This window comes from Pseudobacteroides cellulosolvens ATCC 35603 = DSM 2933, from assembly GCF_001262605.1.
GTDB classification, from domain to species: Bacteria; Bacillota; Clostridia; order Acetivibrionales; family DSM-2933; genus Pseudobacteroides; species Pseudobacteroides cellulosolvens.
On the sequence record NZ_LGTC01000001.1, the window covers coordinates 6,557,541 to 6,579,104 of the forward strand.

General features: G+C 37.5%; 16 protein-coding genes. 12 read left to right on the top strand and 4 right to left on the bottom strand.

Annotation, left to right across the window (positions count from 1 at the left end):
- The first annotated feature begins 6 nt into the window (after nt 1-6).
- The gene (locus Bccel_RS29925; protein ID WP_036939948.1) at nt 7-1,659 is read left to right on the top strand and encodes an anti-sigma-I factor RsgI family protein; all 1,653 of its coding nucleotides are present in this window, start codon (nt 7-9) and stop codon (nt 1,657-1,659) included.
- Between the two features lie 108 nt (nt 1,660-1,767).
- Here the strand turns inward: Bccel_RS29925 and Bccel_RS27175 are convergent, their stop codons facing one another.
- Both Bccel_RS27175 and Bccel_RS30550 read right to left on the bottom strand, forming a co-directional pair.
- Nucleotides 1,768-2,187 (bottom strand): C-GCAxxG-C-C family protein, encoded by a 420-nt coding sequence (locus Bccel_RS27175; protein WP_036939949.1) that lies wholly within the window; start codon nt 2,185-2,187, stop codon nt 1,768-1,770.
- A gap of 101 nt (nt 2,188-2,288) precedes the next feature.
- Nucleotides 2,289-3,767, bottom strand: coding sequence for a dockerin type I domain-containing protein (locus Bccel_RS30550; protein ID WP_050753933.1), 1,479 nt, complete (start codon nt 3,765-3,767; stop codon nt 2,289-2,291).
- Between the two features lie 156 nt (nt 3,768-3,923).
- Between Bccel_RS30550 and Bccel_RS27185 the strand changes: the two genes are divergently transcribed.
- From Bccel_RS27185 to Bccel_RS27205, 6 genes are all read left to right on the top strand, one after another.
- Entirely contained in the window at nt 3,924-4,139 is a 216-nt protein-coding gene (locus Bccel_RS27185; RefSeq protein ID WP_152966109.1) for a hypothetical protein, read from the top strand.
- Nucleotides 4,140-4,343: 204 nt separating this feature from the next.
- Nucleotides 4,344-4,529: a hypothetical protein gene (locus Bccel_RS31890; protein ID WP_242857054.1), complete on the top strand. Its 186-nt coding sequence runs from the start codon at nt 4,344-4,346 to the stop codon at nt 4,527-4,529.
- A complete protein-coding gene (locus tag Bccel_RS31895) occupies nt 4,514-5,413 on the top strand; it encodes an SGNH/GDSL hydrolase family protein (RefSeq protein ID WP_242857055.1) in 900 nt (299 codons plus the stop codon). The genes Bccel_RS31890 and Bccel_RS31895 overlap by 16 nt, the downstream gene beginning before the upstream one ends.
- 16 nt (nt 5,414-5,429) lie before the next feature.
- Nucleotides 5,430-6,851 carry a GDSL-type esterase/lipase family protein gene (locus tag Bccel_RS27195; RefSeq protein WP_081926853.1) on the top strand — a complete coding sequence of 474 codons (1,422 nt, stop codon included), beginning with the start codon at nt 5,430-5,432 and terminating at the stop codon, nt 6,849-6,851.
- A 172-nt stretch (nt 6,852-7,023) separates the two neighbouring features.
- Nucleotides 7,024-7,767 carry an RNA polymerase sigma-I factor gene (gene sigI / locus Bccel_RS27200; RefSeq protein ID WP_036939952.1) on the top strand — a complete coding sequence of 248 codons (744 nt, stop codon included), beginning with the start codon at nt 7,024-7,026 and terminating at the stop codon, nt 7,765-7,767.
- Nucleotides 7,760-9,556 (top strand): anti-sigma-I factor RsgI family protein, encoded by a 1,797-nt coding sequence (locus Bccel_RS27205; RefSeq protein WP_036939954.1) that lies wholly within the window; start codon nt 7,760-7,762, stop codon nt 9,554-9,556. The genes sigI and Bccel_RS27205 overlap by 8 nt, the downstream gene beginning before the upstream one ends.
- A gap of 6 nt (nt 9,557-9,562) precedes the next feature.
- Here the strand turns inward: Bccel_RS27205 and Bccel_RS27210 are convergent, their stop codons facing one another.
- Nucleotides 9,563-10,783, bottom strand: coding sequence for an amidohydrolase family protein (locus Bccel_RS27210; protein ID WP_036939955.1), 1,221 nt, complete (start codon nt 10,781-10,783; stop codon nt 9,563-9,565).
- A gap of 406 nt (nt 10,784-11,189) precedes the next feature.
- Between Bccel_RS27210 and Bccel_RS27215 the strand changes: the two genes are divergently transcribed.
- The 4 genes from Bccel_RS27215 (at nt 11,190) to Bccel_RS27230 (ending at nt 19,221) form a co-directional block, all read left to right on the top strand.
- Nucleotides 11,190-13,070 (top strand): CotH kinase family protein, encoded by a 1,881-nt coding sequence (locus Bccel_RS27215; RefSeq protein ID WP_050753934.1) that lies wholly within the window; start codon nt 11,190-11,192, stop codon nt 13,068-13,070.
- Nucleotides 13,071-13,164: 94 nt separating this feature from the next.
- Nucleotides 13,165-15,129: a CotH kinase family protein gene (locus Bccel_RS27220; protein WP_050753935.1), complete on the top strand. Its 1,965-nt coding sequence runs from the start codon at nt 13,165-13,167 to the stop codon at nt 15,127-15,129.
- Between the two features lie 193 nt (nt 15,130-15,322).
- Nucleotides 15,323-17,392, top strand: coding sequence for a rhamnogalacturonan lyase family protein (locus Bccel_RS27225; protein WP_036939957.1), 2,070 nt, complete (start codon nt 15,323-15,325; stop codon nt 17,390-17,392).
- Nucleotides 17,393-17,562: 170 nt separating this feature from the next.
- Nucleotides 17,563-19,221 (top strand): ribonuclease J, encoded by a 1,659-nt coding sequence (locus tag Bccel_RS27230; RefSeq protein WP_036939958.1) that lies wholly within the window; start codon nt 17,563-17,565, stop codon nt 19,219-19,221.
- Nucleotides 19,222-19,385: 164 nt separating this feature from the next.
- Here Bccel_RS27230 and Bccel_RS27235 read toward each other — a convergent pair whose 3' ends face one another.
- The gene (locus Bccel_RS27235) at nt 19,386-20,045 is read right to left on the bottom strand and encodes a hypothetical protein (protein WP_036939959.1); all 660 of its coding nucleotides are present in this window, start codon (nt 20,043-20,045) and stop codon (nt 19,386-19,388) included.
- A 229-nt stretch (nt 20,046-20,274) separates the two neighbouring features.
- On the opposite strand from Bccel_RS27235, the gene Bccel_RS29935 reads away from it, so the two are divergent.
- Nucleotides 20,275-21,456 carry a CAP domain-containing protein gene (locus Bccel_RS29935; RefSeq protein ID WP_152966110.1) on the top strand — a complete coding sequence of 394 codons (1,182 nt, stop codon included), beginning with the start codon at nt 20,275-20,277 and terminating at the stop codon, nt 21,454-21,456.
- Nucleotides 21,457-21,564 lie beyond the last annotated feature (108 nt).

Here is a 21,564-nt window from a genome sequence, read left to right on the forward strand (position 1 = left end):
ATATAGATGATTAAAAGTGGAGTTATCATTAAACTTGAGAAAAAAGAGGCAATTGTATTCAATGATTTGTTGGAGTATGAGAAGATAAAAAGGGTTGAAGGCATGTTTGAGGGTCAGACAATAGAATACAGGACATCAAAGTATGAAAATGTATACAAAAAATTAAAGATTCTTTCAGGAGCAGCAGCGGTTTTAGTTTTAATATTCAGCTTTTATATGTGGTTTGCAGTAATAAGCAGGCCCCAGATTTTTGCATTTGTGGATTTGGATATAAACCCTAGCATGGAGTTTTCGATAGATGAAAATAATTGTGTAATTGGATTGAAACCATTAAATAGTGATGCACAGAAAATTGTGGATTCCCTTGACGAGACATCAGGTAAGCCTATAAATGAGGCAATTAACTATGTAATTATAAGATTACATGCTGAAGGTATTTTAAAAAGGAAGAAAAACCATAAAATATTGATTTCTTCAACTCCAAATTCAACGGGTTTAAGCCAGGATGAGAAGAAGGACATTTATAAAAAGCTTGATGACACTATGAAACTGATAGAAGGCACTCTTTCAAAGCAGAAGGATGTAAATATATCTGTAAAGACCTATTTAAGCAAGGATCCTGAAATTAGAAAAAATAGTCAGGAAAATAAGATGTCCATAGCAAGGTATGCTGTTTATGAGAGTGATAGAATATCTTTACAAGATGCAAAAAGTGCAACTGTAGACAAGTTATTAGAATATTTGCCGGATAACAAGTCCAAGGACGATATTTTAAGCAATGCTTCAGTTGATGATAAGGGGAAAACGGCATCAAATGAAACATTAAACGGTACTAAAGAGCCTATTCCATCAGGAAAACAGAATGGATCACAAAGAGATAATAGCAAAAAGGCAGAGGTAGATTTGAAAAATGATTATACGGGTTCCGATAAAGCTAATCAGGATAAAAGCCACTCTAATAAGAAAGATACTTATTCTGATAAGGACAATGTTTTATCTGAAACAAATGAAAAAGATGATAATAATGAATATAATCAACGTTATGATTATACGCCAGCGATTGCTGTAACGCCGATTGTAACCTACGTATCTACAGTATTACCGCAGGTTACTTTGTATCCCACAGCAAATCCGGTTTCGACGGCAATACCAGTTGTAACATCGCCAGTGACAATACCTGTAACAACAGTAAAATTACCTGTGATAACACCTCATATTCCACCAGCAAAAACTACACCAAATCCTACAGCTGCAGTTACAGAAAGGATACCGGGAACTGGAAGACCTCCGGTTGTTGATAGAAACAAGCGTGAGAGAAATGGCTGGGGGCAAGAGGATAAACATGAAAAAGATCTAAATGGCGGAACGGAGCCAGGAAAATTGCCTATGCATCCAAATACGACACAACCTACAATTAAGCCTGACTTTACACCACATCCAATACCTTCAATGGGGCCTGCTACGACGCCAGCACCGAAGCTGACACCAGTACCGACACCAATACCCACATTGTCTTCTGGTGCTACGCCTGGGGCAATTCCTACATGGAAGCCAGGTCCGCCTGAAGCAATTCCTACATGGAAGCCGGGTCCGCCTGAAGGTCGTGTTATGCCGAGAGGTACACCTTTACCGATACCTCCTCCTATAAGAAGACCATAATGAATTGCAAATAAGATAGCTTATCCCTTCTATAAAACAACTGCTCAAATTCTCTTAAAGTCGGGCAATTTGAGCAGTTGTTATTTTAATGGAAAATTAAACTTAATATTATAAAAGATTCTCCACAATATCTACAGCATCTTTGACACACTTGGAGCAAGTAGTGGAAAAAAGCCCTTGTTCCCTTGCTTTTGCCATATCACAGCCAAGTATATCCTTGCATATTATAGACTTGTTTCTCTTTTCAAACTCATCACAGAATTTATCGATAATTGAATAGGTTCTTTCGTGGGAAATGGAGTCTTGGGCACTTGTTTTGCCATACTTTAAACCTATAAGCATTATCGCACCTGAAACAGCCCCACAGATTAATTGCTTTCTGGCAATACCCCCTCCAAAGCCATTAGCAATTTTTAAAGCAAGATCCTTTTCAAGACCCAATCTATCACTGAGTGCTGCTAATACTGCCTGCGAGCAAATAAAACCTTCATTAAACATATCTACTGCTTCCTGAGCTTTTGATACCATATATTTACCTCCCATAAAAGAGCATTATTTTCCGATATATTAAGGCATGAATTAAAAATTACTAAAAGTTAATAATCTTTTGCATTTGTCTGTCGCAAATTCTAATAGTTTAAGCTTGTTTTGTTAAAATTCATTGCAAGAATGAGGACATCACTCATATTGATGGAACCATCTCTGTTCAGGTCAATGCCTGCAGCATATTTTGAGTCATTGGAGATGCTGTTGAAGCTTTTTGCAAGTATTATGACGTCCGACATGTTAATAGCATTATCCCCGTTAAAATCTCCTGCCATAAGTTTTATTGGAGAATTTTCAAATGAGAGCTGGGTGTTGGAGTTTATTATGACATTTTTGATATCCTTGGAGAGATAGCCTTCCTTACTTATTTTTATTGAATAACCGGAAGTGTTTTTCGGTAAATCTTTTATTATGAAATATCCGTTTTGATCGGTAACTGCTGACTTGCCTGCTTCAGGAACTTCAACCTTAAAACCTGAAGCTAGTAACTGCTTTGAATTTCCGGTATATGAAAAGTCTGGTGATACATATCCCGAAAGAGTGTATGTACCCGGGAGAGTGGCTGTAGGAGCAGCAGTTGTAGTAGGAACAGGTGTGGAAGTAGGAGTGGCAACAGGTTTACCAGCAATTATTCCATCCAATTCTGTTTTTGTCACACTTACAACACTTCCGTGTCTTACTCCTGCCGGAACACTTACATTAGTTACCTTTGTCCAGCTTGTTGAACCCAAATCTGTGGTCTTCCAGCACTCGAATTTGCCGTTTTGGTTAAAAAGGTCAGCATACATATACCATGTGTTGGAGTTGTTATCCTTGAAAACGAATGGGCCTTCTGTGCCGGCTGATGTTATAAAATTCGGTGTATGTACAGTGAAACTGTTTGGATTTAGTGTCGTTGATTTGGCACCTTTAATTGATTTTCCGCTTGAACGCTCATCCTTGAAAAACAAATAAGCTGTGCCGTTATGCTGGATGACATCAGAGTCTATTACGTCATAGCCGGGATCGAAAAATACTTCGTTTGGGGTTATTGTATTGAAATCGGTGGTATAGTTTACATAAGTGCGATTATAATTTGTATTTCCAGACCATATGATGCCGTATTGCTTTTTATTGTAGTCATAGAACACTTCTGGTGCCCAAGCGTGCATGTTTGTTGAGTGCACCTTAAGCAAACGCTCGTTTTTAAAGGTAATAAGGTCATCAGATTCCCAGACATGGATGTATTGGCTGTGATCTGACCAGGTTGTTCCCAGCATGTCTGTAGCAACTATAACAAAGCCGCCATCCTGCTTTCTGCGGATATATGGATCACGGATGCCTTTGGTTCCCATAGTTGCATAAAGAATAGGTTTTCCATCTTTTATATTCTTCCAGTTAAGTCCATCAGTGCTGTAACAGAGATTCAGACCATACTCGCCTGTTGCCTGTTTAAAGTAACCCATGATATAACCGGAGTAGCTTTCTGCGGATACCGGCTGGCTAATTGACAGGAAAACCACTGATGAATAAATAAAAATCATAATAACAGTCAGTATTTTTTTGAAATTTTTAATAATCATATACAACCTCCTTATTGACTGGTTTGAAAATATTTTCTATATTAAAAGATCAGATTATTAAAGTGGTTAATTATAGTATATATTTACTATAAAAAGCTTTCAAGCAATATATTTATGTCTATGTTTTTTAAGGATTATTAGTCGAACATCCAGCCAATGATGCAAACATTAGATGAGATAATAAATGAATATAGTAGAAGTCTGTTCGTAAAATATATAGAAAATGGTGTTATTATAGGATCTGTCCGTGGTTATATTGATGAAAATGACACCAAAAACAGATGTTTCTATTCAAAGCTAGGTTATGTAGATACTTCATTTAGGGAAGTAAATAATGTTTCATTAGTTTTTATGAGTAAGGATAACAAATAAAGTTTGAGAGTTATCACTTCCACTATAGTTTAATCTTCAAACTCAAAATGATTATTGCAAAACATATAGTTCAAAAATGTACCCTAAAAATAATATTCTTTTCGCATATTAATAAAAATTATTATTTAGCGTGAGATCTTGCATCTTACGGTAACAATGATTTTAATTGATTTTTATTTTATAACTATCCAGGGGGGACATATTATGAGGAAGATTGTAAGTATAGGATTGATGTTTTTTTTACTGTTTACTTGTTTTGCAATAATTCCGCTAGGGCAGACTACAGCTGATGCAGCCGATGCTAAGCCGACGGTCTATATTTGCGGAGATTCCACTGTCCAGAGCTATTCGGCAAGCTATGCACCGCAAGCGGGTTGGGGCAGTTTATAGCGAAATATTTTACATCGGATGTATTATTTGTAAATAAAGCTATAGCAGGCAGGAGCTCAAAAAGCTTTATAGCAGATGGACGCCTGGATGAAATTATTAAAGTGATAAAGGCTAATGACTATATATTCATACAGTTCGGTCATAATGATGCCACCATAAGCAAGCCTGAACGTTATGCAGAAGCAGGCACCACATATAAGGAATGCCTCCGACAGTTCATTGACAGGGCAAAGGAAAAAGGTGCCTTTCCTGTTCTAATTACACCTGTTGCAAGATTAAATTATGTAAACGGTGCTTTTAAAAATGATTTTCCAGCATATTGTACAGCTATGAAAGAAGTTGCCAAGGAGAAAAATGTACCCTGTATAGACTTGATGAATAAGTGTTTAAGCTACTATACTTCATTGGGATATGACAAGGTGTATCCTTTTTATATGGTTTCATCAAATGGAACCGATTATACACATTTTACGGAAAAAGGTGCAATGCAAGTTGCCAGAATAGTTTCAGAGAGTGTAAAAGAATTAGGTTTGGATATTTCCAAATTTGTAAAAGGATCTTCTACGCCAACAAATACGCCTACACTAAAACCAACCTCTACACCGACAATTAAACCCACCAATACAGTAAAACCAACAAATACTGCCACTCCTAGTCCTACCAATACTCCAATTCTGCATAGCGAGGATTTAAACGGTGACAATGTAGTGAATATGGCTGATGTCATATTGATAGGACTATACTTTAATCAATTGGTTAATGAGCAAAACAAAAGGTTTGATGTTAACAAAGATGGAGTAATAAACATGAGTGATGTTATGAAAATAGCGATTAGTTTCAATAAGTTTACAATTTCAAATCCTGGTGAAGTGCATATAGATTAAAATGGGAGGTCACAGCATGCATAAATGGAAAAAGTTTTCGGTTACAATGAGTGCAATTGCTGCTTTTACAGCAATGAGTTTTAATATATCCGGCACCAGTTTCAGTGCAACCACAGACTACAAGTTTGATTTCGGAGGTGGCGGTGTTCAGTCAGGTTATATTGGAACCAGTGCATCTACAGCTTACAGCAAATCATTGGGTTATGGTTTTAATACTCCGGCAAATATGAAAAATGTAACTGCATCAGGTACTGGAGCTGCCAGTGATGCGGTTCAGTTTCTTACTTACGGCACAAAAAGCACAAATACCTTCAATGTAGACCTATCCAACGGCTTATATGAGGTGAAAGTTACTCTTGGTAACACAAGCAGGGCAAGTGTAGCGGCTGAGGGTGTTTTCCAGATAATTAACATGACCGGAAATAATGCAGTGGATAAATTTCAGATTCCAATAACCGATGGACAGCTAAATCTGTTGATTACAGAAGGCAAAGCAGGCACAGCTTTTACTTTGAGTGCTCTTGAGATTAAAAAATTGTCGGACAATCCTGCGACAAACAGAACAATATATATAGGAGGAGACTCAACGGTATGCAATTATTATCCCCTAGATACCAGTGTACAAGCTGGATGGGGGCAGATGCTGCCTAAATATGTAAGCACAGATCACTTTCAGATACGAAACATGGCATCAGGCGGACAGATTGCTAGGGGTTTTAGGGATGACGGGCAATTTGAAGCAATAATGAAATATCTAAAGCCTGGTGATTACTTTATTATACAGCTTGGTATCAATGACACTAATGCAAAAAACAACACTACAGAAGCACAATTCAAGGAAATAATGAGGGACATGGTTGTAAAAGCAAAGGCAACGGGTGCAACAGTCGTACTGTCAACTCCCCAGGGAAGGGCAACAGATTTTAATGTCTCAAATGTGCATACTGCTGTTGGCAGATGGTATAGAGCATCTACCATGGCTTTGGCAAAGGAAGAAAACGTACAGCTATTGGATTTAAATGTATTAAGCTCGACTTATTTTACATCAATTGGACCCGATGCGACTCTTGCACTCTATATGTCGGGAGATACATTACACCCAAACCGTGCAGGAGCTACACAGCTTGCACGAATAGTTTATGAAAGCCTGAAGCTGCCCATTGGTTCACCTACACCAACTAACACATCAACTAAAGCACCAACCAACACACCACTACTAACAAAAGCCCCTTCCAATACCCCAACTTCTACTGCCAAAACACTGGTGGAAGACATAAATGGGGACAGGGTAGTAAATATGGCGGATGTTATAATGCTTGCCCGCAATTTCAATGCACAGGTGACTGATAGCACCAGAAGTTGTGACTTAAACAGCGATGGTGTCATCAACATGAGTGATGTTATAAAGGTTGCATTGAAATTCAATACAAGCATGTAAGATTCAAGTCATTACTAATCATTAGAAAATTGGAATTTTAAAAATAAAAAAGCAAAACGCCATGTTATAATATTATTATGCAAAATAAACATGGCGTTTTTTATATTATATCAATAATTATATCCCGAAAAAGTTTTAAATGCACGCATATATAGCAAGGGTGTGATAGTATTTGTTTAAGTTCGGTTTTAACCCTGGTAAAGATAAAAACAGTGTTGAATACATAGTAGAAAAGATTAAATCAGGGGACACAGATCTAAAGGAAGAATTCATCAAGGATAACATATTATATATAACAAAGCTTGTTTCCAACATTGTGGGAGCATATGTCGACAACAAAAACAGCGAAGAATTCAGCATAGGATTATTAGCATTCAATGAAGCTATAGACAATTATGATTATAAGAGGAATGGAGATTTTTACAAATACTCTTATATGGTTATAAAACACAGGATTATTGACAATATCAGGAAGAACAAGAGGCACCAGAATAATCTGCTGTTCTCATCAATAGAAGATGATTATGATTTTAGCAATAGGTATATGGTATCAAACTCTCATTATCAGTTTGAAAATATTGAACTGGCTGAGGAAATTGACCTTTTTGAGAAATGCCTTTCGGACTATGAGATTTCATTGGGGGATTTGGTATCAAGCTCACCGAAACACAAGGACTCAAGGATGTTATCCATCAAAATAGCAAGGACCCTGGCTGAAGATGAAGAATTGTACCAAAAAATGATTAGGAAAAAGTGTATTCCATTATCAGATCTGCTTAAAAAAATTCAGGCAAGTAAAAAAACAGTTGTTAGAAATAGAAAATTCATTATTGCTGTGAGTTTGATTCTAAGGAGTAGGCTTGATGACCTTAAGGAGTTTGTTGTGAATATGGAAAAGAGGGAAAAGTATGAATGATTTAGATAATATAGGGGTTGTTATAAAGGTTGACAAAGATGGAGCTGTCGTAATGACCGATGAGGTTGTATTTAAGAGAATTAGAAAGAGAGAGGACTTGCAAAAAGGACAAAAGATACTTATTAATGAAAACGATGTAATAGATAATGATGTGACATTAGAAAGCAAAAAAACAATAAAATACTATTACCCCTTGCTGGCAGGTATTGCTTCAGTTATTTTGGTAGTGTTTGTTTTTTATCGTGTATTTGTTGTAAACAATACAACATATTCTTATGTAAGTATAGACATCAATCCTAGTATAGAGCTTGAAGTAAGTAGAGCAGAGAGTATAAAGGATGTCAGGGCTTTTAATGAGGATGGAAAAAGACTTTTGGAGAATATGGAATTAGAAGGCATGAATATCAATAAAGCAATTAAGCTGATTATAGATAAATCAAGGGGAATGGGCTATTTTAAGAACAACGAAATAAACAGCATATTGATTGCTGCAGTACCAGGAAAAGATAGCAATATTGAAAAAACAGAAGAGGAAAAGAAGTTTAATGATTTTCTGGACAGGATAAAAAAAGATATAAAAATTACCTACAGCAGCTTTATTGATGCAAAGGTAATCATGGTTTCTCAGGGCATTAGGGAAAAGGCGGAAAAGAATAACCTTTCAATGGGCAGATACTATATTTATTCCCAGGAGAAAATGGAAGGGAAGCAAGGCTCTGCACAATTACAGCTGCCGCCGACAGACACTGAATCTCCCATAACAACCGGAGCACACATTACCACCAATTTGCCAATGACAGCCTCACAGCCTGCAACATGCACAATATCAAGTTTGCCGTTATCAACTCCCCAAAAGCTGCAGGCAAAACCTACATACTCGATCCCTGCAAATGACAAAAGCAATGCAGGAAATGACTTAGAGAAAGGTAAAGATGCTGGGGTGCTGCCAACGCCTCAACAAATTGAAGCAATCTTGGGAAGCGGATTAAAAGGGGCGTATTATAACAATAGCGATTTAACCCAATTGGCTATGTGCAGAATTGATCCGGAAATTAATTTCAGATGGGTTGAAGACTCTCCCGATGGATTGATTGGAAACGATACTTTCTCGGTTAGATGGACAGGCTTAGTTGTTCCAAGATTTTCTGAAAGGTATACATTTAGCACTTACGCGGATGATGGGGTGAGGCTTTGGGTAAATAATGTACTGATTATTGATAACTGGAAGTCTCAGAGATCGGCAACCAGTCAGGGGAGTTTGGATCTTGCAGCAGGAAGGCAATATGATATTAAACTTGAGTATTTCGAAGATGTTAAAGCCTGTCAGGTTAAGCTTTTTTGGAGCAGTAAATCACAGAAGGCAGAGATAATACCATCAAGCCAGCTATATCACAAAACCGTCGTTTATCAAGGGGAGGATGCCAAGTTTTCGCGGTGTATAAAAGAGTCTTCCAACAGCGGATTTAGCGGTAATGGATATGTGAATTTTATAAATGAGAAAGGAAGTTACGTTGATTGGATTGTTGATATAAAAAAGGACGGTATATATACATTAAACTTCCATTATACAAATGGTACGGACATTGACAGGCCTTTAGAAATAATAGTAAATGAGATACCAGTATGTAACCGCCTGAGCTTTATTGGTACCGGCAGTTGGACTTTGTGGAAGCATCAGTATGTTCCGTTAAACCTGAAAGCAGGAATAAATGTAATTAGGACAATTGCAATTACTAAGGATGGTGGACCTAATATAGATTATATGGAATTAATAGCGGCTCAAAACTAGATATTATTAAAGCTGGTCCACTACTATTCGTCCATCCCGTAAGACCATGACTATATTCCTGGTGTCCTTTATGTTCTTAAGGGGATTTCCGTCTATTACTATGAGATCAGCCACCTGTCCCACGCCAATAGTACCGATGTAATCAGTTCTAAGTACTTTAGCGGCACCACTGGTGGCTGCTTTCAAAGCTTCCCTGGGCGTAAGACCGCTCTCAACCAGCTTTTCCATTTCATGATGAATTCCATCACCAAAGAAAGCCCCTGGCATCCCTGCATATGTTCCAACCACAATACGCGGCATATTATGATTCAATATTAACTTCAATATATTATCAGGCCACAAATTATTTATATCGCCAGTATGGTCTTCCAAATGCTGAAGACTATCAACTCCGGCATCAAGAACATCCTGTAGATCTTCTTCAGTGCCCCATCGGGCTACAACCGGAAGACTATGATTATGTGCCTCGTTTACAATGGCATGTAGTATATCATGTGCCACAGGATGTAGTGCATGTTGGCGGTCTCCTCTATCTTGGACCACTTTAATGAGGTCAATAGGTTCATCATTGTGAGCAAGTTCACGCACCATTCTTTGAGCTTCTTCAGGAGTAGACGGAAGCCGGACTGATTCTGGATCTGCACCCAAGACATCGGTAGTATGGCTTCCTGGGATTGTGAATACGGGACCTGCGGCAAATATGCGGGGACCTTCAAGCACTCCGTCACGAATCTGTTTTTTCAAATCCATAATCCATTTATATTCATCTCCTAAGCTGCATACCGAGGTAACGCCGTTTTTCAAAAGGGCTTGGCGTTTGTCAGGTGTGAAGCGTACCAAATCGGCAAGCATCTTTGGCATGGACAGAAAATTCAAAACCTTATTAACCTGGTGCTCATAAGAACTCAAATGTACATGCATATCAATCAATCCCGGCATGACGGTGCAACCATTCATATCCAATGTGGCTGCCCCTTCGGGGATTGTGATATCACTTGAATTTCCAACCTTCACAATGACACCATCTTTAATTAATATGGTGCTATCCATAAAAGAATTAAGGTTCTCGCCGACAAGCACCGATGCTCTAGTCAGGGCTAAATAGCCCTTCTGTACAGTCTTTGGTTTATAAAGTGTCAAAGTGTAATAAACATACCCTGGTATACCCAGCAGTAAAATAATAACCAATATGATCAGCATGAAACGCGTAAGAAACCGTAATACCATGAATTCTATCTCCTTACATTTATCACTTTTAACATTAGATAAAATAACCTAAAATTATACATTATTTTAATAATATATAATTACTAGCAAAAATATATAAATCAGTCGCAGTTTAAGTTTTACTTGAATATATTGGCCTTCTTAATGTTACTCAACCCCGATAGAACATTGATTTCATCGATGAAATCAGATATAATTTTCTTATATCCTTCCAAAATTTTGGCCGTAAAGTTTAATAATGGGTTTCGGTATATGATATAAAGTAGAGATAAGATATAGATATGTCTTGCAAATACTGGTTTAGGGGGTAAGAATAAGTTGAATTTTTAATTGTATTAAAAGTTAAAAGTAATACTTCTAATTAGGTATTAGTATTTGCATATATTTATATTTTAGGGGTGTATGTATGTTTAGAGAGAAAAGAAAATTAGTTATTCCTTTCGTTATTACGACTGTAATCTGCAGTAGTATCTTTTCTATAAACTTTGCAGCAGATACAAATCCGCCGCAGGCAAAATTCGAAATATCAAATGTTACTCCTACGGTAAATCAAGAAGTTACATTTGATGCTTCCTCATCCAGTGATGCTGAAGGTGCAATTGCAAGCTATGAGTGGGATTTTAAGGATGGCACTAAAGCTACTGGTGTTACTGTTACCCGTGTATTTACAACAATAGATGATTTTAATGTAAAACTTACTGTAAAAGATGCGGCAGGAAATGTTGATACAAAAAGTAAGAGAGTATTTATTGGGAGGCCTGAGGGTTGGACCGAAAAAACCCATTCTAAAAGTGCAGATCCTGATTATGAGCTTTTATTTCCAGATGATAAGGTTCTGAGAATGGATATTAAGATGAGTTCAGCCGATTATCAAAAAATCAGAACCAACTTGCAAAGCATAACTATGAGCTCTACTGTAGAGCCTGTTTATGTGCCGTCCACAGTAACTTTTGAAGGCAAAACATGGTGGAATGTAGGCTTTAGGTATAAGGGAAACAGTTCTCTTGTCAGTCTAAAAAGTAAAACAAAACTGCCTTTCAGGTTAGACTTTGATGAATATGAAGATCAAAATCCGGAAATAGATAATCAACGTTTTTATGGATTCTCGTGCATGACATTGGCAAATAACTGGAATGATAATTCTTTTATGAAAGAAAAAATTACATCAGAAATTTTCAGAGAAGGTGGTGTTCCGGCTGCAAAAAGTTCATTTTGCAGAGTGTACATAGATACTGGAAGCGGACCGAAATATTGGGGACTTTATACCATGACCGAGGACCCTTCCGATGCTATGTTAAAGGAACAATTCGGAGATGACAGCGGAAACTGTTACAAGCCGGAAGGAGCCGGTGCTGATTGGTCATCACCTTTTAAGCAGACTGCATTTGTAAAGAAGAACAATGAAGATGCTGCTGACTGGAGCGATGTGATGGGAGCACATTCAGCATTATGGGCAACAAATACCGATGCTGCTGCATGGAGAACAAACCTGGAAAAGAACTTTAATTCAAGAAGCTTTTTGAGATGGCTGGCTATCAATACAGCTGTTGTTAACTGGGACAGCTACGGTCAAATGGCCCATAACTACTATCTATATAATGATATCGCAAACAATGCCGGGCTGATATGGATAACATGGGATCATAATCTTTCAATGACACAAGGCAAGGTAGCAGGAGGATCAAGGTCAAGGAGTTTGTCATTGGATGAAGTTACCAACCAATGGCCGCTCATAAGGAAGCTTATCGATGATCCTGTTTATAAGAATATATATCATTATGAAATGCAACAAGCTATAAACGGATGTATGAATGCCGACAAAATTGCTACAAAGGTTAGAGCGTACCAATCCTTAATAAAACCATATATTGTAGGACCGGAAGGGGAAACAAGTGATGTAACTCTCTTAAGCGGGGGAGAAACTGCTTTTAACTCAGCCTGCGATGCAATTATAACCCATATAAATAACAGGCAGACAGCTGTTAATGATTACCTTAAGACAATATCCATATCACCTGTTCCTGTACCGACAAAAGTTCCAACTGCCACGCCTACCGAAAAACCATCACCTACTCCCACAACGTTTACAGAACCCTCTGTAACAGAAGACCTGAATAATGACGGTACTATAAATATTGCCGATATAATACTTATTGCAATTACATTCAATTCAGTAGTCGGAAATCCCAATTACAATAAGGCCTATGACTTGAGTAGTGATGGTGCAATTAACATGTTGGATGTAATTATAATAGCAAAGAAGTTTAATATGGTTATGCATGAATGAAAAATTACTTCCGCTTTAGAGTGGAAGTAATTTTTTGATCATGACTTATTGGAAATTAATAATACTTTTTATTTAACATTTAAGGGGGCAGTGTATGTACTATAGAAAGATAAGTAAATTAGTAATTTCTTTTTTAATAACAGCAGTAATGTGCAGCAGTATATTTTCAGTTAATTTTGCTGCAGATACAAAATCGATAGAGGCAAAATTTGAGATTTCCAACATCACTCCTGCATTAAATGAAGTTGTTACATTTGATGCTTCCGCTTCAACGGCTGCAGAAGGTGGAGAAGGCGAAAAAGGCGAAATAGTAAGCTATGAATGGGATTTTGAAGATGGATCATCAGCTGATGGAGCGATAGTTACTCGTTCATTTGCCGAAACAGATGATTACAATGTAATACTTACGGTCAAAGACTCAAATGGAAATATGGCGTTTAAAAAGAAGAAGATATTTGTAGGAAGACCCCAGGGGTGGACCGAAAAAACACATTCTAAAAGTGCAGACCCTGATTATGGACTTTTATTTCCGGATGATAAAGTCTTAAGAATTGATATAAAAATGAGTCCGGATAATTATCAAAAAATCAAAACTGATCTTCAAAACATTTTCGCAAACATTCCACAATTTCCGGTAGGCCAGATACCGTCATTCCCGGAGGGTGGAATACCGCAGTTTCCAGGTGGAGAGATGCCTCCAATTCCGGGGGGTGGAATACCACCATTCCCAGAAGGTGAGTGGCCGGATATACCCGGTATGGATTTTCAAGACCCTATCTATGTACCTGTTACAGTCAGTTATAATGGGAATACATGGTTCAAGGTAGGCTTCAGGTATAAAGGAAACAGTTCTCTTATGAGTTTAAGAGATAAAACCAAACTTCCCTTTAGGTTAAACTTTGACAAGTTCGAAGATGAAAATCCCGAAGTTAATAATCAGCGTTTTTATGGATTTTCCTCAATGACATTCGGTAATTGCTGGAATGACAATTCTTTTATGAGAGAAAAAGTTGCAGGGGAAGTGTTCAGAGAAGGTGGCGTACCGGCAGCGAAAAGTTCATTTTGCAGAGTTTATGTAGATACAGGAAACGGACCTAAGTATTGGGGACTTTATACCATGACTGAGGATCCAAGCGATGCAATGCTAAAGGATCAATTTGGAAATGCTAAAGGGAATTGCTATAAACCCGAGGGAGCAGGTGCTAGTTGGACATCACCATTTATAGAGGAGGCATTTATAAAGGAAAACAATGAAGAAGATGCTGACTGGGGTGATGTACAGAGTGCACATGAAGCATTATTTGCAGACAACACTGATAAAGAAGTGTGGAGATCAAATCTTGAAAAATATTTTAATGTTAGAGGGTTTCTGAAATGGCTGGCTATCAATACAGCAATGGTAAACTGGGACAGCTATGGAATCATGGCACATAACTATTATTTATATAATGACAAGGATAAGGGCTTGACATGGATAGCTTGGGATCATAATCTTTCCATGTCTAAAGGAATTATGGGTAAAGTGTTAAGCTTATCATTAAACGAAGTTACCGATAAATGGCCCCTAATTAGAAAGCTCTTGGATGACCCGGTTTATAATAACCTCTATCATTATGAGATGAGGAAAGTAATAAAAGGTTGTATGAATGCTGATAAAATTTCATCCAAGGTAAAGGCCTATCAAACATTAATAAAACCCTATGTTGTGGGCGAGGAAGGAGAAACAAATGATGCAACTCTATTAGTTGGGGGAGAAGCTGCATTTAACTCAGCATGTGATGGAATTATCAATCATATTATTAGCAGGCAAAAAGAAGTAAATGAGTACCTAAAAACAGTTTCCATTACACCGCCTAGCCCCAAAGTAACTTTTAAACAAGTAGACCTCAACCATGATGATATAATAAATATGGATGATATCATTATTATGGCCAAAGCATTTAATACAGCAAAGGGACATGAGAGCTATAATGCTGCATGTGATTTTAATGAGGATGGTTGTATAAATTTGCTTGATATAGCTGTCATTTCAAAAATGTTTGGTCAAAATAAGGATTAGTATTAATAATTAGTTATCAGAAAACTGGTAAAACCACTTTTGTTATGTCTAGGAAATTAATTTACGTTTGTATCCCAAAAAACATAAAAAATTTACGTATTTTTATATGTCTAGAAACTATATAGCAGAATATAGATATAACCTTTATAGATAACATAGTAATTTTAAAATACAAAAAGGAGGTTTTGCTTTAATGAGTAAGTGCAAAAGAAAGACAAAGAAGGTTTTCCTGCTTCTATTGGTAATGGTACAGATTGCTTCACTGATCATACCAGGCCAGTCAGCAAATGCTGCGACATTGCGTCTTATGGAAAAACTGGACAGGGGTCTGGTTGCAGTAAAGGTAAGTAATGGGGTTTTTGTAAGCTGGCGTATGTTTGGTACTGACCCAACCAGCATTGCATTTAATATTTACCGCAACGGGACTAAATTAAACTCTACACCAATAACTACAAGCACCAACTATCTTGACGCAAGTGGAACTACCGGATCAACCTATACGGTGCGTCCCGTTATAAACGGACAGGAGCAAGTTGATTCAGAGAAAGCTTCTGTTTGGGGACAGAATTATCTGACAGTGCCAATTAAGGCACCAGTTAGCGGTTATACAGCAGGGGACTGCAGTACCGGAGATTTGGATGGAGATGGACAATATGAGGTTGTAATAAAGTGGGAAGGCCGTACACAAGATAATGCAAATGCAGGTGTTACCGATCCTGTATGCCTTGAGGCTTATAAACTTAATGGTACACGATTGTGGACTATAAACCTGGGTAGAAATATTCGTGGTGGGGCTCATTATACCCAATTCCTGGTTGCAGACTTTGACAGCGATGGAAAGTCGGAGGTTGTATGTAAGACTGCAGACGGCACAAAGGATGGCAAGGGAAAAGTTATAGGTGATGCTAATGCAAACTATGTAACAGCGGATGGATACATATTGACCGGACCTGAGTATCTTACTGTTTTCAGTGGTGTGACCGGTGAGGCCCTTGCAACTGCAAACTATGATCCTCCAAGAGGCACTGTTTCTTCATGGGGGGACAACTATGGCAATCGAGTAGACCGCTTTTTAGCCTGCGTTGGGTATCTTGACGGGGTTCATCCAAGCATAGTTATGTGCCGTGGATACTATACCAGGTTGACTATTGCTGCATGGGATTTTAGAAGCGGCAAGCTTACAAAAAGATGGTTTTTTGACAGCAACAATAATACTAAATTTGCCGGACAAGGTAACCACAACTTAAGTGTTGGTGATGTCGACAATGACGGTAAGGATGAGATCATATACGGTGCATGTGCTGTAGATGACGACGGTAAAGGAATGTATACAACAAACCTTGGACATGGAGATTCCATGCATTTTGGAGATTTGAATCCCAATAGAGCTGGTTTGGAGGTATGGACCTGCCATGAAGGAGAAGGTGGAGCAGACCTTCATGATGCAAGAACAGGCACAATACTTTTTAGATGGAATGCCGATAAAGATACAGGCAGAGCTTGTACTGCAGATATTGTAGCATCATCACCAGGTGAAGAGATGTGGGCGGCCGGTTCACCCCTATTTAGTGCTACAGGCCAGAACCTTGGAACAGCACCAGGCGTAGCCAACCATGCAATTTGGTGGGATGGTGACGAATTAAGGGAGCTTCTTGACGGTACTACAATAACAAAGTACGGCAGTGGAACTTTACTAAGTGCAACTGGCTGCACAAAAATAAATGGTACCAAATCCAACCCAAATCTGCAGGCGGATATTCTTGGAGACTGGAGAGAAGAACTAATATGTAAGACCAGTGATGAAACGGCTCTCAGGATTTACACAACTACTAATGTTACAAACAGAAGGATATACACATTAATGCATGACCCTATTTATAGAAATGGTATAGCGTGGCAGAATGTTGCATACAATCAACCTCCCCATACCGGATTTTTCATAGGAAGCGGTATGACTGTACCGCCTGTACCTCAGATAGCACTTGTAGGCGATGACGGACCAAGCACTCCACCTACAAGTACACCGACAAATACTCCAACAAAATCACCGACAAATACACCAACACAAGGGATTGTGTCGGCACCTGAAGATATTAACGGAGATAAGGTTGTTAATATGTCGGATGTTATATTGATGGCATCTCATTTTAACGCGGTGTCAACAGACAGCAATTATGACAGGAAATGTGATGTAAACGGTGATGGAGCAATCAATATGTCGGATGTTATTATGGTTGCAGCCAAGTTTAATAAATCTGTATAGTAAAATCTATCTAAAAAATTTATCTATTGAAGAACATCAAGCTGGATATATCCCTTGATGTTCTTTTTTTATGTATAAAAAAGAGATTTCAAAAAAAGATTTCATAAAAAAGTAATTCCTTAAAAAGGATTTGGGAATAATATTATATAAAATTAATTTGGAGGTTTATAGTGGCAAAAAGTAAAAAGAAGCTAAAAGTTATTCCCCTTGGAGGATTGGGGGAGATCGGAAAGAATATAACGGTTTTTGAGTATGGCCAAGATATTATTGTTGTAGATTGCGGTATGGCATTCCCTGATGATGAAATGTTGGGCATTGATTTGGTTCTGCCTGATACTACATATCTGGCTAAAAACATTGAGCGTGTTAAGGGAATTATTGTTACTCATGGACATGAGGATCATATTGGAGGACTTCCATATTTATTGAAAGAGGTTAACGTTCCTGTCTATGGGACAAGGCTTTCATTAGGACTTCTGGAATACAAGCTGGAAGAACACGGAATTCTATCAAGCTGTAAACTGGAAACAGTAGTGCAAGGGCAAACTTTGGAACTGGGTTCCTTTAAAGTGGAATTTATCCGTTCAACTCACAGCATTGCAGATTCAATTGCACTGGCGATACATACGCCTGTAGGAACGGTTGTCCACACATCGGATTTCAAGGTGGATTATACACCTATTTCCGGAGAGCCAATTGATTTGCTAAGGTTTGCGGAGTTAGGCAAAAAGGGTGTTTTGCTCCTTATGTGCGATAGTACTAACGTTGAACGGCCTGGATATACCATGTCGGAGAAGACTGTTGGAGAAACATTTGAAGAAATTTTTATGAATGCGAAAAGCAGAATACTGGTTGCTACTTTTGCATCAAATATTCACAGGATACAGCAGGTAGTTAATTCGGCAGTAAAATACGGCCGTAAGGTGGTTATATGCGGCAGAAGCATGATCAATGTCAGTAAAAAGGCAATGGATTTAGGTTATCTCAATGTTCCTGAAGGCGTCCTTGTAGATATTGAACGAATAAAAAATTTTAATCAGGATGAGCTGGTTATTATTACTACCGGAAGTCAGGGAGAGCCTATGTCTGCACTTGCAAGAATTGCAGTAGGGGAGCACAGGCAGGTGGAAATAATACCGGGAGACTTGGTAATTATTTCAGCTACACCTATTCCGGGAAATGAGAAATCGGTATATGGAGTTGTCAATGAACTTTTTAAAAAGGGTGCAGAGGTTATATATGAATCTCTTGCAGATATCCATGTTTCAGGCCATGCATGCCAGGAGGAACTTAAGCTGATGCAGAGGCTTATTAAACCTAAATATTTTATGCCTGTTCATGGTGAATACAGGCATTTGAAGAAACATTCAAACCTTGCCCAGAACCTTGGAATGAATAAAGATAACATAATAATAATGGAAATAGGGCAAATCCTTGAGATCAATTCTGAAAGTGCTGCTGTAACCGGAACTGTGCCTTCGGGAAAGGTGCTTGTGGATGGACTTGGCATTGGTGATGTTGGAAATGTTGTATTAAGGGATAGAAAACACCTGTCGGAAGATGGTCTTATCATAGTTGTTGTAACTATACAGAAGGAAAGCGGTAATGTAATTACAGGGCCTGATATTATTTCAAGGGGCTTTGTATATGTTCGCGAATCTGAGCCGTTTATGGATGAAGTTAAACAGGTATGCAAAGAAGCTGTTTTAAAATGTGAAGGAAGGAACTGGCCTTCAAAGAAGGGAGCTATCAAGGATACCCTTAGGGAGTATATCTATCAGAAGACGAAGAGAAAGCCTATGATACTTCCCATATTAATAGAAATTTAGTTGTTTTTCTATTTGAGTGATCCAGGGTATATTTGGATTCATACATGCTGATACTCCAGCTTGCTATGCAGGAATACATACGGTGTATATTAATATAGATGCCGAATTGTAAAGTTATATAAGTGTGCTATTATAGTATCAGCATGAAATTATCTTAAGAAATATTAAAAAGCAAATACATAGATACTTCCATCATTTGACTCGATGCTAGTTCGATTTTGTGATTTTAGTACTTTGTTACCTGAAACTACTAATGCTAGTCCACAGGCTATCTGCTCATTGTTAATCAGCTTTTGCTTTTTGCCATTAGTTACCTTATATACATTAGATGCAGAAGTTTTTGATATATTGTTGGTTTCTTCAAAATATCTTAAAGTAAAAGAATCATAAATACTATTAATATTTTGATATAATGTTAATTCATCAAAACTTAATTGTTTAAAAGATTCAACTAATTGATTTTCATCATATAATGCTTCGTAACCTAACCACTTTTCTGCTTCTCTATTTTGAATAATGTACTGTTTTTTTATAGTGTCATAGTTTATTTCATAAAATAAATATTTGTTGTTGTTTTGACATATAAAATTTAATAATAACTGCTGGATTGATCCGTCTTTTCCGTATCTTAACTGAAATTTATCAATTTTCATGATATCAATATGGTTTATAGATGCTTTAATACTCTTTATTTCTTTTTGTAAATCTAACTGCTTAATATTTTGAAGCAGGCTAACCAAAGTTTTTTCAGAACAGTTATTTGAAATGCTACAACCAAACAAAAGTAAGAACAACATACTGAGAAGTACTATATATTTTTTCATTTTTATTTTACCTCTTCCAATAATAATATGGGACAAATCAATTATAATGGGCAAGATATTTATTCTGATAATAATGTATATTATACCATTTAGTTATGTATAGAAATAGTTCAACATCTGGTTTGTTTAAAAATAAATTGGTCTAAAGTCCTATATAAATTTAGGAATAATTTGTATATAATATTGAATATGACAAATCTTAATTTTTACGATTGGAGGATGATGTTTGGTGAACTACTCAAAAATCAGGCAACGCATTATTAAGTTTTCAATGGGGCTGATTGCAACCGTTTTGGTTACATCGGTTTCTATACCAGGGTACGCTTGCAAAGGTAATACAGATTTGCCCCAGACAAAACAAAATACATACTCTTATAATAAGAAGTTCAAAAATTCCAGAAACAAAAAAGTTCTAAGTTTATCTGTTGCTAACCAAGGCTCAGCAACATTTTATCAGCACATAAACTATAAAGGGTATTCGGTTGTTTTACAGGAAGGGGACTATACGCTAAGAAAGCTAGTTGCAAAAGGGATTAAGAATAATGATATTTCATCTGTTAAAATAACACAAGGTTTTCAGGTTACAGTATTTGATGGTGACAATTTCACAGGTAAGAGTTGGGTTTTAAAAGCTGATAACAGTGATTTTACCAAGGGAAAATTAAATGATAAAATGACATCGGTGAAGATTAAACGAATTTCTCAAACTCCAATACCAACAAAAGCGACTGCAACCCCAACATTAAAGCCGACACCGACAAAAGCATCAACGACTGCTCCCACTGCAACAATATTAAAGTCAACACCGACAAGTACATCAACTGCTGCTCCTACTGTAACACCAACATTAAAGCCAACTCCTACAAAAGTATCAACTACTACCATAACACCAACAGCTACATTGAAGCCGACTTACACAGTAACTCCTACTAGTACGGTAAAGCCAACTGCTACAAAAGCACCAACTGCTACATTGAAACCAACTTCCACTGCAACACCTACTCCGGTATCAAGTGGTATTAGTGCAGATGAGCAGGCACTTTTGGATTTGGTGAATAAAGCAAGAGCTGATGCAAATCTAAAGCCTTTACAATATGATTTGCCTCTTGCCAATGTAGCTATGGTAAAAGCCAAGGATATGGTGGATAACAACTATTTTAGCCATACTTCACCTACATACGGTTCCCCATTTGACATGATGAAAACATTCGGCATCAGCTATAGATACGCAGGTGAAAACATCGCTGCTGGATATACTAGTGTTCAGGATGTATTTACAGGATGGATGAACTCTGCCGGACATAAGGCCAATATATTGGGTGAGAATTTTACACACTGCGGATTTGGTATTGCAAACGGCGGAACTTATGGAGGAAAAACCTGGGTACAGATGTTTATAGGAAAACCTTAATCGTACTTATTTTCTAAAGCTATAATGAAGCAGCCAATAAAATTGGATCTATACAACATTTTATTGGCTGTTTGCTTTTATTGAATTCATGATGGCAAAATGATACTA

Coding starts and splice junctions, on each gene's coding strand:
- Bccel_RS29925 (WP_036939948.1), top strand. CDS start 7: ATGATTAAAAGTGGAGTTATCATTAAACTTGAGAAAAAAGAGGCAATT.
- Bccel_RS27175 (WP_036939949.1), bottom strand. CDS start 2,187: ATGGTATCAAAAGCTCAGGAAGCAGTAGATATGTTTAATGAAGGTTTT.
- Bccel_RS30550 (WP_050753933.1), bottom strand. CDS start 3,767: ATGATTATTAAAAATTTCAAAAAAATACTGACTGTTATTATGATTTTT.
- Bccel_RS27185 (WP_152966109.1), top strand. CDS start 3,924: ATGATGCAAACATTAGATGAGATAATAAATGAATATAGTAGAAGTCTG.
- Bccel_RS31890 (WP_242857054.1), top strand. CDS start 4,344: ATGAGGAAGATTGTAAGTATAGGATTGATGTTTTTTTTACTGTTTACT.
- Bccel_RS27195 (WP_081926853.1), top strand. CDS start 5,430: ATGCATAAATGGAAAAAGTTTTCGGTTACAATGAGTGCAATTGCTGCT.
- Bccel_RS27205 (WP_036939954.1), top strand. CDS start 7,760: ATGAATGATTTAGATAATATAGGGGTTGTTATAAAGGTTGACAAAGAT.
- Bccel_RS27210 (WP_036939955.1), bottom strand. CDS start 10,783: ATGGTATTACGGTTTCTTACGCGTTTCATGCTGATCATATTGGTTATT.
- Bccel_RS27215 (WP_050753934.1), top strand. CDS start 11,190: ATGTTTAGAGAGAAAAGAAAATTAGTTATTCCTTTCGTTATTACGACT.
- Bccel_RS27220 (WP_050753935.1), top strand. CDS start 13,165: ATGTACTATAGAAAGATAAGTAAATTAGTAATTTCTTTTTTAATAACA.
- Bccel_RS27225 (WP_036939957.1), top strand. CDS start 15,323: ATGAGTAAGTGCAAAAGAAAGACAAAGAAGGTTTTCCTGCTTCTATTG.
- Bccel_RS27235 (WP_036939959.1), bottom strand. CDS start 20,045: ATGAAAAAATATATAGTACTTCTCAGTATGTTGTTCTTACTTTTGTTT.